Annotated in this window: 11 protein-coding genes; 9 read left to right on the top strand and 2 right to left on the bottom strand. The window is 43.0% G+C overall.

Features of this window, described 5'->3' with window-relative positions; genetic code table 11:
• Nucleotides 1–189 precede the first annotated feature (189 nt).
• Nucleotides 190–2,814, bottom strand: a complete 2,625-nt coding sequence (gene alaS, locus ABJH64_RS18560; RefSeq protein ID WP_348275957.1) for an alanine--tRNA ligase — start codon at nucleotides 2,812–2,814, stop codon at nucleotides 190–192.
• A 404-nt stretch (nucleotides 2,815–3,218) separates the two neighbouring features.
• Between alaS and ABJH64_RS18555 the strand changes: the two genes are divergently transcribed.
• The 3 genes from ABJH64_RS18555 (at nucleotide 3,219) to ABJH64_RS18545 (ending at nucleotide 5,815) form a co-directional block, all read left to right on the top strand.
• Nucleotides 3,219–4,325 (top strand): alanine racemase, encoded by a 1,107-nt coding sequence (locus tag ABJH64_RS18555; protein WP_348275956.1) that lies wholly within the window; start codon nucleotides 3,219–3,221, stop codon nucleotides 4,323–4,325.
• A gap of 207 nt (nucleotides 4,326–4,532) precedes the next feature.
• Nucleotides 4,533–5,111 carry a GDP-mannose pyrophosphatase NudK gene (nudK, locus tag ABJH64_RS18550; protein WP_348275955.1) on the top strand — a complete coding sequence of 193 codons (579 nt, stop codon included), beginning with the start codon at nucleotides 4,533–4,535 and terminating at the stop codon, nucleotides 5,109–5,111.
• Nucleotides 5,112–5,173: 62 nt separating this feature from the next.
• Entirely contained in the window at nucleotides 5,174–5,815 is a 642-nt protein-coding gene (locus ABJH64_RS18545; RefSeq protein ID WP_348275954.1) for a DUF2306 domain-containing protein, read from the top strand.
• Between the two features lie 90 nt (nucleotides 5,816–5,905).
• Here the strand turns inward: ABJH64_RS18545 and ABJH64_RS18540 are convergent, their stop codons facing one another.
• Nucleotides 5,906–6,493 (bottom strand): hypothetical protein, encoded by a 588-nt coding sequence (locus ABJH64_RS18540; RefSeq protein WP_348275953.1) that lies wholly within the window; start codon nucleotides 6,491–6,493, stop codon nucleotides 5,906–5,908.
• 562 nt (nucleotides 6,494–7,055) lie between these two features.
• On the opposite strand from ABJH64_RS18540, the gene ABJH64_RS18535 reads away from it, so the two are divergent.
• From ABJH64_RS18535 to hisB, 6 genes are all read left to right on the top strand, one after another.
• Nucleotides 7,056–8,213 carry an alpha/beta hydrolase-fold protein gene (locus ABJH64_RS18535; RefSeq protein ID WP_348299555.1) on the top strand — a complete coding sequence of 386 codons (1,158 nt, stop codon included), beginning with the start codon at nucleotides 7,056–7,058 and terminating at the stop codon, nucleotides 8,211–8,213.
• 116 nt (nucleotides 8,214–8,329) lie between these two features.
• Nucleotides 8,330–9,415, top strand: a complete 1,086-nt coding sequence (locus tag ABJH64_RS18530; RefSeq protein WP_348274081.1) for a hypothetical protein — start codon at nucleotides 8,330–8,332, stop codon at nucleotides 9,413–9,415.
• A 454-nt stretch (nucleotides 9,416–9,869) separates the two neighbouring features.
• Nucleotides 9,870–10,730, top strand: a complete 861-nt coding sequence (hisG, locus tag ABJH64_RS18525; protein ID WP_348274082.1) for an ATP phosphoribosyltransferase — start codon at nucleotides 9,870–9,872, stop codon at nucleotides 10,728–10,730.
• 42 nt (nucleotides 10,731–10,772) lie between these two features.
• Nucleotides 10,773–12,068: a histidinol dehydrogenase gene (hisD, locus tag ABJH64_RS18520; RefSeq protein WP_348274083.1), complete on the top strand. Its 1,296-nt coding sequence runs from the start codon at nucleotides 10,773–10,775 to the stop codon at nucleotides 12,066–12,068.
• Nucleotides 12,065–13,132, top strand: coding sequence for a histidinol-phosphate transaminase (hisC, locus tag ABJH64_RS18515; protein WP_348299556.1), 1,068 nt, complete (start codon nucleotides 12,065–12,067; stop codon nucleotides 13,130–13,132). The genes hisD and hisC overlap by 4 nt, the downstream gene beginning before the upstream one ends.
• Nucleotides 13,133–13,135: 3 nt before the next feature.
• Nucleotides 13,136–14,233, top strand: coding sequence for a bifunctional histidinol-phosphatase/imidazoleglycerol-phosphate dehydratase HisB (gene hisB / locus ABJH64_RS18510; protein WP_348274085.1), 1,098 nt, complete (start codon nucleotides 13,136–13,138; stop codon nucleotides 14,231–14,233).
• The last annotated feature ends 117 nt before the right edge of the window (nucleotides 14,234–14,350 follow it).

The raw sequence follows: 14,350 nt of genomic DNA, 5'->3' as shown, positions 1-14,350 counted from the left end.
CGCGTTTATTTTTCTAAAAGTCCTATTTAACCTTGGTGGACGCAAAGGATAAGGCGGAGTACACAACTCACTTGGATCAAATCTTCACACCTGTCCGTCGATAGGCAGGCTTGATCTCAACAATGCAGTTTCTAACTGCTACCTGTGAGCACTACCGAGTTCTGTTAATTCCCCGCCCAAAAGGTAGTTTTAAAGATACATTTCTCTTGCCCTTGCCACTACATTTTCTAGTCCAGCTAGGTTTTTTCCTCCTGCAGTAGCAAAAAACGGCTGTCCCCCGCCTCCGCCTTGTATCTCTTTGGCCAATTCTCTGACGATTTGACCGGCGTTTAGATTCTTGCTTTTGATTAACTCATCTTCAATAATCACTGCGATCTGAGGCTTATCTTCGATTTTTGCTGCCAAAATAACGAAAGCATTCTCCTTTTCATTCTTGAGCTCGTAGGCTAGCTTTTTCAATGAATCTGCATTATGAAGTTCGACCTGGGCGATCAAGGTATTGATCCCATCTCCAGCTACAAACTGCTTGAGCAATTCCACTTTCACTCCTGAAGCTTTCTCTAGATGAACAGCTTCTAGTTCTTTTTTTAGCTCATTTCTTTCCTGAAGTAATCCTTCAATAGACTTTTTCAAATCCTTGGGGTTCTTCAGGATTTCCTGAATTTCCTTCACTAAAACCTCCTGTTCGCGGTAGTAATTCTCAGCCGCTTGCGCCGTAATGGCTTCGATTCTACGAACGCCAGATGCGCTCGAAGCCTCTGAAATAATCTTAAACAAACCGATTTTGCTTGTTTGAGGAACATGTGTACCTCCACAAAGCTCTACTGAGAAATCTTTATCAAATGTGACTACACGCACAAAGTCTCCATATTTCTCACCAAAAAGCGCAGTAGCTCCCTGAGCTCTTGCTTCTTCGATTGGTACATTACGCTGATCGGACAAAGCAATATTCTCGCGGATTTTAGCATTCACGATAGCCTCTACTTTAGTGATTTCGTCATCAGACAATTTGCTGAAATGTGAAAAATCAAAGCGAAGCAGGTTCTGATTCACCAATGATCCACGCTGCTGAATGTGGTCTCCTAGCACTTCTTTGAGAGCGGCTTGAAGCAGGTGCGTCGCCGTGTGGTTATTTTCCGTAGCAAATCTCTTCGCTGCATCTACCTCCGCCCCAAACTGAGCTTCTGGGTTTTTTGGAAGATTTTCCACAAAATGAACAATCAGATCATTCTCTCTTTTGGTGTCGATAACTTTGACTTTTTCAGTCTCAGAAATCAACCAACCCGTATCGCCTACCTGTCCACCACTCTCAGCATAGAAAGGCGTTTTATCTAAAACTAGTTGATATTTATCTCCTTTTTTGTCTGAAACCACTCGGTATTTGATGATCTGGCAATGCGCTTTGAGGTAGTCGTAACCTACAAATTCAACTCCCTGATCCTCATTCACCATTACCCAATCGCCTGTTTCAGATTCTGAAGCAGCTCTGGAACGTGTTTTTTGAGCTTCCATTTCTACCGCAAAACCTTTTTCATCCAGCGAAAGTCCGTTCTCCCGAGCAATCAAAGAGGTCAAATCCAGCGGAAATCCAAACGTGTCATATAAGTCAAATGCAGTTTTTCCGGAAATAACATTTTCATTAGTCGCCTTCAAGTCTGCTTTGATCTGATCAAGCATTTTCAAACCATTATCCAGTGTTCTAAGGAAAGAAGCTTCTTCTTCAAAAATCACCTTAGCAATAAATTCTTGCTGCTGTCTTACTTCTGGGAAAATATCTCCAAAATTAGCCGCAATAAGCGGTGTCAGTTCATGTAAAAACGGCTCGTGAAAACCTAGAAATGTGTATCCATAACGAACAGCTCGTCGGAGGATTCTTCGGATCACATATCCTGCCTTGTTATTGGAAGGCAATTGTCCGTCGGCAATAGTAAATGAAATGGCACGGATGTGATCCACGATCACGCGGAAAGCAATGTCAGTGGACAAATCTTCGCCATACACCTTGCCAGATTTTTTAGCTAAAGCTGCCAAAAACGGTGCAAATAAATCAGTGTCGTAGTTAGAGGATTTGTGCTGAACTGCCCTTACCAAGCGCTCAAACCCCATTCCTGTATCTACGTGTGTAGCTGGTAGCGGCTTCAATGATCCATCCGAAACTCTATTGAACTGCATGAAGACCAGATTCCAGATCTCGATCACTTGCTCGTGGTCATTATTCACCAAGTCTTTTCCAGCTAGTTGAGCACGCTCCGCATCAGACCTGAGGTCTATATGGATTTCAGAGCATGGGCCGCAAGGTCCCACATCACCCATTTCCCAAAAGTTATCCTTTTTGGAACCCATGATGATTCTATCCTCTGGGACGATGGCTTTCCAAAGATCATACGCTTCCTGATCCATGCCGAGATTGTCCCCGGCATCACCCTGAAATACAGAAACATACAACCTATCTTTGTCCAGACCATAAACCTCTGTCAATAATTCCCAGGCCCATTCTATTGCTTCTTTTTTGAAATAGTCTCCAAAGGACCAATTACCTAGCATCTCAAACATGGTGTGGTGATAGGTATCTACTCCCACTTCCTCTAGGTCATTGTGCTTACCACTGACGCGCAGGCATTTTTGGGAGTTAGCAACACGGGGATACTTGGCTATTTCATTCCCAAGAAATGCGTCTTTGAACTGGTTCATACCCGCATTGGTAAACATCAGTGTGGGGTCATTTTTGACCACGATAGGTGATGATGGAACGTAGTGATGTTGCTTGGATTGGAAAAACTCTATAAAGGTGCTCCGTATTTTCTTTGCTTCCATGAAGATTTTGAGGCAATTAAGAATGCTATTTCGGCCAATTTTGACCGTTTTTGTTGGGTGACAAAATTAATAGAATTGGTGGTGTTACCTGCATTGCGGTGAGAATTTCTCTAAGGTCATACCTCCCGCAACGGCGCAAAGGCGCAATTTTCTAATCTCTATTGCCTAAAAAATGAAGGAGTTTAAAACCATACCTCACCTACTCGGGAATCTTGTAAATCGTAACTCGAATTTCTTAAATATAAACTTTGAGGTTTTCACTAATGTCTATTCTCGTTGCGCCGCTGCGCCGCCGCGAGCAAAACCAAACCCATTCAACTCCTCGGGAATCTCGTAAATCGTATTTCTCACTTCGTAAATCTTTCTTACTTTCATAAAAATTTTAAATAACTCAAACCCTACTCATGAGCTACCTAGATCAGATAACCTCCCCTACACTTTTACTCGACGAAAAAATCTGCCGCGCAAACATCAAACGTATGGCTGACAAGGCCGCCCGCCACCACATGAAGCTGGTTCCTCATTTCAAAACTGCTCAATCTCACCAAATTGGCGACTGGGCCAAGGAATATAACATCACAGAAGTGACTGCTTCTTCCATCAAAATGGCAGAATATCTCGCTGGCCAAGGCTGGGTCAATATACATATCGCTTTTCCTTTCAATCCACTCGAAATCCCCAAACTCAATACTATAGCGGAGCGACAGTCTATTTCTGTTCAGTTGATCAATGCTGAAACTACCCAAATGCTTGCTGACCAATTGGAGCATCCGGTAGGGTTTTTCATAGAAATCGATGCGGGTTATGGAAGAACTGGTGTGGAAGTATCAGATTTTGGCTTGATCGAGGAGATTTTGCTGATCGCAAAAAAGTGCGACAAACTTAACTTCAAAGGCTTTTATCTGCATGCGGGTCACTCCTACTATATGCCGGATATCCCGGCGCTTTATGAGCAAACGCGAAATGCCCTCAGCATGCTAAAGCATAAGTACATTTCTGAATACCCGAATTTGGTCACAAGAACGGGAGATACACCGGGCTGCGCCGTGATGGAAGACTTTGGCGATATTGATGAGATGGGGCCTGGGAATTTTGTTTTCTATGATTTGATGCAAGCTGAACTTGGCGGGTGTGACCGAGAGGATATCGCAGTTTGTCTAGCTGTGCCTGTAGTGGATATCAAAAAAGATCGAAAGGAAATTCTAATTCATGGCGGCGGTGTCCACCTGGCAAAAGACGTTCTGGTCGGAGAAAATGGCTTAAAAAACTTCGGTGAGGTAGTTTACCTTAATGATAATGGTTGGACAATCCCTGTAGAAAAATCCTTCTTAAAAAGCATTTCTCAAGAGCATGGCATTATAAAAGCTTCGGAAGAATTACTGGCTAAAGTAAAAGTTGGCGATCTGTTGGGCATTCTACCTGTGCATTCCTGCATGACGGCCGATTGCATGGGTGAATACATGACACTGGATGGAAAAATGGTAGATCACGCTGAAGGCAGAGTTAGGTAGGCAGTTTCTATTTGCAGTCAACTTTCCCTCTCCGCATTTTGTATCCTCACGATCTGCCAAGAGATAATCAGCAATCATCAAAAAAGTCACGATTCCTTAGCTCCTTTTGAGCGAACTTCATACATTCTACTTTGCGCAAAAGCACTTTTTATCAGCGAAGATCTGATGAAAAAAGTGCTAAGCTAATTTCCAATTCTTTTCAATCATATGATCAAAGACGTAAAAATCACCAAAACAGAAGTCCTGTCAGACAATTGGTACACGCTTCGCAAAATTTCTTTTGAATACAAAAAGAAAAACGGAGAGGTCGTCAGCCAAACCCGGGAGGCCTATGATAGAGGCAATGGAGCTACTATTCTTTTGTACAATCAGGAAAAAAAATCAGTGATTCTCACGCGGCAATTTCGCCTTCCTACCTATACCAACGGCAATGAAACTGGTATGATGATCGAAGCATGCGCTGGACTTCTGGATCAGGATAATGCGGAGGATTGCATTCGAAGAGAAACAGAGGAGGAGACTGGCTATTTGATACAACACGTAAAAAAGGTTTTTGAAGCCTACATGTCTCCAGGTTCAGTGACTGAGATTCTGTATTTCTTTATCGCAGCTTACTCCCATGACATGAAAGTCAGCGAGGGTGGTGGAGTGGATCATGAGGAGGAAAATATAGAAGTATTGGAGTTGCCTTTTGAAGAAGTACTAGAGATGCTCAGAACTGGCGAAATCAAAGACGCCAAAACGATTATGCTAATTCAGCATCTGAGGTTGCAGGGAATTCTTTAAAGAGCACCCGAAAGCCTTTACAGAAGGCAAATTATAGTTTAGGTTTTCACATAGACAGGATTATGACTCGTGCTATTAAGAGGATCAGTTGGTGGGTGTTTGGGATTTTGTGTTCCATCATTGGACTTTATCCAGCGATCTATTTTTTGATTGACCGAAGGTTCGGCCTGCTGCAATCCAAGTCCGATGAACTTCTCAATGCGAATCTCTGGAATGCGGGATTCTACACGCACATCATCCTTGGAGGCATTGCACTGCTTATAGGTTGGACACAATTTCCGAAAGGATTTCGAGAAAGAAACAGGAAGCTTCACAAGAAAATCGGCATGGCATACGTCACGGCCGCATTCTTTAGTAGCCTGGCCGGAATCTACATTGGCTTTTATGCCACGGGAGGCATAGTCAGTATGCTCGGCTTCCTATCCTTGGGAATTAGTTGGTTATTCACCACCATGATGGGTTGGTTCACTGCAAAAAAACATAATTTCGAGGCTCACGAAGACTGGATGATTTTCAGTTATGCGGCATGTTTTGCAGCTGTTACACTTAGAATTTGGCTGCCTATCCTGATTATTCTTCATCAAGGCGAATTCATTCCGGCCTACCAAATAGTCGCATGGCTTTGCTGGGTTCCAAACATGATAGTGGCTTATTGGATGGTAAAGAGTAAGAAGTCGCCAGTTTTTTTGATACAAAAGAACTGAGGTCCAAACATTTCTACGAAATCACCCTGTCACTTCTCCACAAAAAAGCCCTGATCCGAAAATCAAGGCTCTGAATGCGAAGTGGCATATTTATAAATAGAGGGTCTTTGTTCTTCCTTGGGCATCACTGACTTTGAAATAGAGATCCTTTAACTCCTTTTTTCCAAAGGAATAAGCCTTCCTAAAACCGCCCACTTCGTCGATTTGATCTCTGTAGAGCAGTTGGTTAGATTCTTTCCAAAACACCTCTACTTCCACGCCTGGCTTTTCTAATCCTACTACCAATAGACTCACGGTATTTTCATCTACTGTGGTAGTGTAAGCCATCAATGGAGCGGAAGTCAATGGCGCTGAAAAATCCGTCGTAACTACCTCGTAAGTAACTTCCTCCTGTTCTGTTGCGATTTTGACCTGATAATCCCCGGCTGGAAGGCTTTGCATATTGAAAGGTACCATCAGGTTCTCACCTTTTACCTGCACATTCGTGCTTTTTAGGTGTTTGCCATTCTCGTCCAAAATCGAAATTCTTGCTTTGCCAAGTCCCTCGTTGAGCGTGACATTGATCTTCTTATGTTTTGCACTTACTGCCGAAAGTGCTTTCAAATCTTCGCTGGCGCTGGCTACTAATGAACTGAATGATAATGCGCTGGCTAATGCTACTGTGAATAAAGTTTTCATGACTTGTTGGTTTAGGTATGTTGTGTTTTGTCTGTTGCCAAGCGCATACCAACTCAAAAATCACCTTAGTTACCAAATTGTAAAATTTTATATCCGGGCCAATTTTTACCAAAGGCACATTTTCCCAAGTCTAAAAAAACGCTAAATAATCACGCAAACCTGTACAAATACTGACCACCTGCTTTGCTGAATGTATTGTAACCGAACAGTTTTTAGTTTTGAGACGAACTTTCAATCACTGCGCCAATTTCTATCGGTGCTACAGGTTTTATTTCAGAAAAATTATCAGGAAAAAATCAATGCCAATGAGGCCTGAATACTTTCTGTACAGATCCGTACATACTACGTCCGAAAAGAATCATTTTGAAGATCACATGTAGGGAAAATAAGTTGGCAATACATAAACCATCTCTTTTAAAATAGAAAATCAGCCCCTTCCACCAAACCTATCTTTGGAATCCCCTTCATTTTTACTGTAATTGTCATCAGGACACAATAAAGAACGCTGACTTACCAATTGATCTATAACCTAGTAGCTTTTCAAGCAATCAAACCCTTTTCTATGAATCTTTCAAACCTAAAATCAAGACTATTGGCCTTGTCACTGATAGCATTCGTAACTATCGCAAAAGCACAAGAGCGAAGTGCCATGCAAGCGCCCACGGTAATCTCTCCAGAAATCTCTGCTGACAACTCAGTTACTTTTCGGGTATTCTCACCTAACGCAGAATCCATCGCTGTAAATGGTAGCTGGCTGAATTATGGAGAATCACTGACTTTACAGAAAGACGATCAAGGCGTTTGGTCTGCGTCCACTGAGCCGTTAGCCTCGAATATGTATCACTACAACTTCCTCATAGATGGCGTCACGGCCATCGATCCTGCCAATGCTCACGCGCTAAGAGATGGGGTTCGCTACGCTAGCCTACTGATGGTTCCTGGTGATCAGGCCAAAGTATTCGAAATGAACGATACGCCGCATGGTAATATTTCCAAAGTTTGGTATCCATCTCCTTCCCTGAATATGAACAGAAGAATGTACGTGTACACACCTCCTGGCTATGAAGCGGGGACGGACTCCTATCCCGTGCTTTATTTATTGCATGGATCTGGGGGCGACGAGGATGCCTGGAGCGCGCTTGGCCGAGCCAATTATATCTTGGATAACCTCATTGCCGAGGGTAAAGCAAAACCTATGCTGGTGGTCATGACCAATGGCAATGCCTGGCAAAGCAGTACGCTTCAGGATATACCTGGCATAGGAGCAATGACGCGGGAAAGCCGAGCACAGTTTCAAGGGAAATTCGAAAAGAGTCTGGTGGAAGATGTGATCCCGTACATCGAAAAAAACTATAGAGTGCAGGCTAACAAAGAAGGTCGTGCTCTAGCCGGATTATCCATGGGTGGAGCTCATACCATCACCGCTTCCCTCGAATACCCAGGGACCTTTGGCTACATCGGCGTGTTTAGCTCTGGGATTTTTGATGCGAATGCCGACATGGTAGAGCTTGAGAAAAAGTTTACTACCTTGAAAAATAGTGGTGTGGATACTTATTGGGTGGGATGCGGAAAAGACGATTTTCTCATGTCTTCAAACAAAAGATTGCTAGCGGTTTTAGACAAAACAAACTTTGACCACGAGTACCATGAAAGTGAAGGAGGTCATACTTGGGCAAATTGGAGGGACTACTTGGTTATTTTTGCTCCGCAGTTATTTTAGCCTAGCAAACGTGATTCTTTGAAAGCGTAGCCAAAAGCTGCGCTTTTTTTATGCTTTCACCAGCTATCGCTGAGGATACAAATTAACTTTTTGAATACTTCATCGTTTTTCACCTCATGAAACTATGGATTTTCCTTTTCTCAACTTTTCTCCTGTATGCTTCCACTGTGTCTGGGCAAGAGGTGATTTTGAAACTGAACCCAAGTAAAAAAGCAACGGAAATCCGTGATTACACTTACAAAATAGTAAAAGACGCTCGAGTACAGCAGGCGATAGGTCAGATTTATGATGCCGACCGAACCAAGCGTTCTGCCAGCTACAATCAAAAACTTCCTCAGCAGGCACTTTCATTCTATCAATCCCGTAGCACTTCTAGTGCTCAACCCTCTTATAGCTTTGAGGTAAAAATTTACAACCTTGATATGAAGGAAATCTACCAGGTAGCACAAAAAGGCTACAAAGGAGAAGTACAGCTAAGTTTGGGTTTATTCCTGTTGGGACAAAATGAGCCAGTACATCTGGTGGATTTTAATGGAAAAGCAACCTATGGGCGACCAGCAACTCAACAGCAAAATGTAGAAATCTCTATTCAAAATCTCTTTGAAAATAGCTGGGAATTCTTCGATAGTTGGCTCAATAGCCAATATCTCAGCAATAGATCTCTAACAAAAAAAGTCAAATTACAGATCCTCGACCCCATACGCCCAAGCTCAAAAGACACCGTTTTCTATGATCGCGACAGACCGCTCACCTGGGAAGACTTTACAGATAACCCAGATCGCACGAGTACCTACAATGCTACTATCTACAGCAGCATGTCCATTCAGGGAAATGCCTCTGTGCAAAATGGAGAAATAGTACAAACCATTGATATCAAAGTCTATATGATCCCAGATCAATCGTGGGTAAAAAAAGCTGATGATTATGCCAGCAACCATGAGCAAAGGCATTTTGACCTCACGAGGATTGCAGCGGATCGAATGATTGAGCGATTGAAAACTGTAGAATTGGAGCCTAGACTTTTCGAAGCAACCCTCAACGACATCTATTTGGACGCCTATCGAGAAATGAACAGGTTTCAAGAAGCGTACGATGACGATACTAATAATGGGATAAACACCACTAAGCAAGCGATATGGAATCAAGCCATCAGCAAGGCATTAGATGGAAATATGGGCGATTTGGAAAAGATGTTTAAATAAGTTTCAAATAAGCATTGGCAGTTGTCAGTCCCAGTTTCCAGTCATCAATGCAAATACTGTCCAAGCCTGTCTAATGTGAGACAGGTATGAATAAATGAACAAACATAAACTAAGAGCTACGCCAAATACATATCTCATGAATGGCATCAATAGAATAGAAACCCGCGCTCTTTGCGTAAAACTCTGAGCATCTCTGTGGTTAAAAAAGTTAATACTTAAAAATTTAACCCTCAATTTGCATATTCTTTCTCACCTTCTATCTTTGCCAACGACAATGGAAAACACCAATAGAAATATTGACTTTTTAGCAACTGCACAGCAAGGCAACTTGGTGCACCATTTCCATCATTCCTCCTGAGGAATAGTTGCACATACCCGGTGAAGCCGATGATAGGGATTCCGCTTTTTGCCAACAATTTCATTTACATTTTACTTCTTAGCGTAACTTACGATCATGGAAAAAATTATACGTATTGCCGTGCAAAAAAGCGGCAGACTATCTGACGATTCACTCAGCCTCATCAAAGAATGTGGCATCAAATTTTATAATGGAACGGGTAAACTCAAATCCACTTCCACCAATTTCCCAATAGAGTTTTTGTTTCTCCGCGATGATGATATTCCGGGATATGTGGCCGATGGAGTCGCTGATCTCGGAATTGTCGGCCAAAATGAGGTGGTAGAGAAAGACAAAGATGTCACCACATTGAAAGCTCTGGGATTCTCCAAATGCCGCTTATCCTTGGCCGTTGCCAAAGGCCAAGCCTACGATGGGGTTCAGTTTTTTGAAGGAAAAAGCATCGCTACCTCCTACCCGAAAATCCTCGGAGATTACCTGAAAAGTCAACATATCAATGCAGATATCCATGAAATTTCTGGATCTGTGGAGATTGCGCCTAGTATAGGTTTGGCAGAAGGAATCTGCGATATCGTAAGCTCCGGCTCCACACTGATGATGAATGGACTTAAGGAAGTCGAAGAAATCTTCAAATCCGAGGCAGTTTTGATCGCTAATAATGAACTTCCAGACTGGAAAAAAGAAATCGCAGAAAAACTGCTTTTCAGAATCAATGCCGTGCAGCAAGGTAAAAGCAGCAAATATGTCCTCCTCAATGCTCCCAACGAATCTATAGAAAGAATCACTAGCCTGATCCCTGGCATGCGAAGCCCTACCATATTGCCACTTGCACAGAAAGGCTGGTCCTCCGTCCACTCTGTCTTGAACGAGGATACTTTCTGGGAAAACATAGAAGAACTCAGAGCAGCTGGAGCAGAAGGCATTTTAGTAGTGCCTATCGAAAAGATGATATTGTAATCCTCTCACAAGCTAGTTGAACCCACCTAGAATAGAACTCTGATGAAAATCCTAGATAATCCTAAAAAGGAAACTTGGGAAAAGAAGTTGGCCCGGCCGACATTCAAAACCAAACAAATCAATAAGATCGTGAAGCCTATCCTTCGAAAGGTGAAAAGAAATGGCGATAAAGCCCTTTTCAAATTTGCGATGGAATACGATCACGTAGAGTTGACATCGCTTTTTCCAACGGAAGAAGAAATTCAATCAGCCGCAGCTTCAGTTTCTCAGGAATTGAAAGAAGCGATCCATATAGCTAAAGCCAACATTGAGCGTTTCCATATCGCGCAAACTACCCCTGAATTGATAGAGGAAGTAATGCCTGGTGTGGTATGCAGCAGGAAAAGTGTCCCAATTCAAAAGGTAGGCCTGTACATTCCTGGTGGAACGGCTCCACTTTTCAGTACAGTGCTAATGCTTGGAATTCCTGCTGTATTGGCAGGATGCAAGGAGATCGTGCTTTGCTCCCCTCCCAATAAAGAAGGAAAAATCCATCCTGCAATACTTTATACCGCTAGTTTGGTCGGTATTACCAAAATCGTGAAAGCGGGCGGGGCGCAGGCTATTGCGGCCATGACTTTTGGGACAGCAAGCGTACCCAAGGTGGACAAAATCTTTGGTCCTGGAAATCAATTTGTGACCGCGGCCAAGCAAACAGCTACCAAATACGGCGTGGCGATAGATATGCCCGCTGGTCCTTCTGAAGTGTTAGTCTATGCGGATGACTCTGCCAACGCTGCTTTTGTAGCGGCGGATTTACTTTCTCAGGCCGAACATGGTGTGGACAGTCAGGTTATCTTGGTCAGTGATTCAGAGAAATTTGTGAAGCAGGTAATCAATGAAATTGACCAGCAACTGGAAGAACTTCCTAGAAAAGATATCGCTAAGAAAGCTTTGGCCAACTCCAAAGCGGTGATCATGGAAGATCCGGAAGAGGCAATAGAGCTGATCAATTTCTACGCGCCGGAACACCTAATTATCAATGTGAGAGACGAAGACGCAGCGGTCAACGCCATTACTAATGCCGGATCAGTTTTCATTGGCAACTTCACCCCTGAGTCAGCGGGCGATTATGCCTCTGGTACCAATCACACCTTGCCTACCTACGGCTACGCCAGAAATTACAGTGGCGTGTCTCTTGATAGCTTTTTGAAAAAAATCACCTATCAAAAAATCTCTTCTGAAGGCCTTAAAAATCTAGGCCCTACGATAGAAATCATGGCTGAAAATGAGTTGCTCGATGCGCACAAAAACGCAGTTACTATCCGACTCAATTACCTCAAAAAACAAAAAAAATGAAGTTTGACCTAACTCCGCTACTTCGCCCACATCTAGTGAATCTCCAGCCTTACACATCCGCACGCGATGAATATACCGGCAAGGAGGGCATATTTCTGGATGCCAATGAAAACCCCTACGGTTCTGTCACTGACGAGGATTTCAATCGCTATCCAGATCCTTATCAGTTAGAACTCAAAGCTGAAATAGCTAAAATAAAGCAAGTAAAAACTTCCCAAATTTTTCTGGGAAATGGCTCAGACGAAGCAATAGACTTGCTTTTCAGAGCTTTTTGCAATCCCGGCAAAGACAATGTCATCCTCCTCCCGCCTACGTATGGAATGTATGAAGTAAGCGCAGGAATCAATGATGTGGAAACTAGAAAGATTCCGCTCACTGCGGATTTCCAGCTCCAGCCAGATCTAATTCTGGAGGCTGTGGATCAGCACACGAAGATTATCTTCATCTGCTCGCCTAACAACCCAAGTGGCAACAAGGTGCATCGAGAAGACATCCTGAGGCTAATTCGGGAATTCAATGGACTGGTGGTCGTAGATGAGGCCTACATAGACTTCAGCGATGAACCAAGCTTCACCACACATCTATCCGACTATAAGAATCTTCTGGTGATGCAGACCTTCAGCAAAGCGTGGGGATTGGCTTCTCTGAGGTTGGGGATGGCCTTTGCAAGCAAAGAACTGATCAAGATTCTGAATCGAATCAAGCCTCCATACAACATTTCGGGATTGACTCAGCAGACGGTGCTGGCTGCTATCAAAAATGTAGATAAAGTCAATGCGATGATCGCAGATATTCTTCAGGAGCGGGAATACTTGAGAACTGAACTTGCTCAGCTCGATTATATCGAAAAAATACATGACACGCATGCTAATTTCCTTTTGATCAAAATGCCAAATGCCAGCCATGTGTATGACGATCTGATCGAAGAGAAAATCATTGTCAGGAATAGATCCAAAGTACAGCTTTGTGAAGAATGCCTGAGAGTTACCGTGGGAACTCGCCCTGAAAATGAGGCATTTATCCAAGCATTGAAAAAAATCTACGCTGAAAGTTTTAACCTATAAATCATGAAAAAGAAAGTACTTTTTATAGATCGGGATGGAACCATCATCAAGGAACCACCAACTGATTTTCAGGTAGATAGCTTGGAAAAATTAGAGTTTTTGCCAAAAGCAATTTCTAACCTTCGCAAAATCGCTGAGGAAGCAGCTTATGAATTGGTGATGGTGACTAATCAAGATGGTTTGGGAACGGATTCCTTTCCCGAGAAAACCTTCTGGCCAGCTCAGTATAAAATGCTGAAAACCCTGGAGCAGGAGAATATTTTCTTCTCAGAAATCCTGGTGGACAGGACTTTTGAGCATGAGAATGCCCCTACCAGAAAGCCACAAACAGGACTTCTGACCAAGTACTTCTCTGAGGAATATGACCTGGCCAATTCCTACGTGATCGGGGATCGTATGACAGACGTAAAGTTGGCGGAGAATCTGGGAGCCAAAGCAATCTTCATTGGTGAACCTACGGATAGAGCCGCATTGAGTACTAGGGATTGGGATGAGATTTATTCGTTTTTGCAAATGCCTCCTAGGACAGCTGAAGTAAGCAGAAAAACATCTGAAACCGACATTTTCATCAAGCTAAATCTGGATGGAAATGGGCACTGTGATATTCAAACTGGATTGCACTTCTTCGACCATATGCTGGAGCAACTAGGCAAGCATGGCAGCACAGATCTTGAAATCAAAGTAAAAGGTGACTTGCATATCGACGAGCATCACACGATCGAGGACACTGCGCTAGCTTTGGGAGAGGCTTATTTGAAAGCATTGGGTGATAAAAAAGGCATATACCGTTATGGGTTTCTTTTACCCATGGACGATGTCCTGGCGCAGGTAGCGATAGATTTTGGTGGAAGACCTTGGATCGTTTGGGATGCTGAATTCAAGAGGGAGAAAGTAGGCGATATGCCAACGGAGATGTTCTATCATTTCTTCAAGTCCTTCTCAGATACGGCAAAATGCAACCTGAATATCAAAGCCGAAGGTGCAAATGAGCATCACAAGATCGAAGCGATGTTTAAGGCTTTGGCACGGGCTATTAAAATGGCTGTCATGCGTGATCCTAGAAACATCAATCAACTTCCAAGCACGAAGGGAGTGCTTTAAAATTCAATTGATTAAGTCCTTTTCTCATTAGAAAAGGATGTTTATGAAAATTTCGTAGGGATTAGGAAAATAATAGTAGATTTATTTTTCCTAATCCCTACTTTTTTGTTCTTTTAG

It is taken from the genome of Algoriphagus sp. (assembly GCF_039969895.1).
Taxonomy (GTDB): Bacteria; Bacteroidota; Bacteroidia; order Cytophagales; family Cyclobacteriaceae; genus Algoriphagus.
Note: the sequence above shows the minus strand (reverse complement) of the source record. Positions and strands in the feature narration are given on the sequence as shown.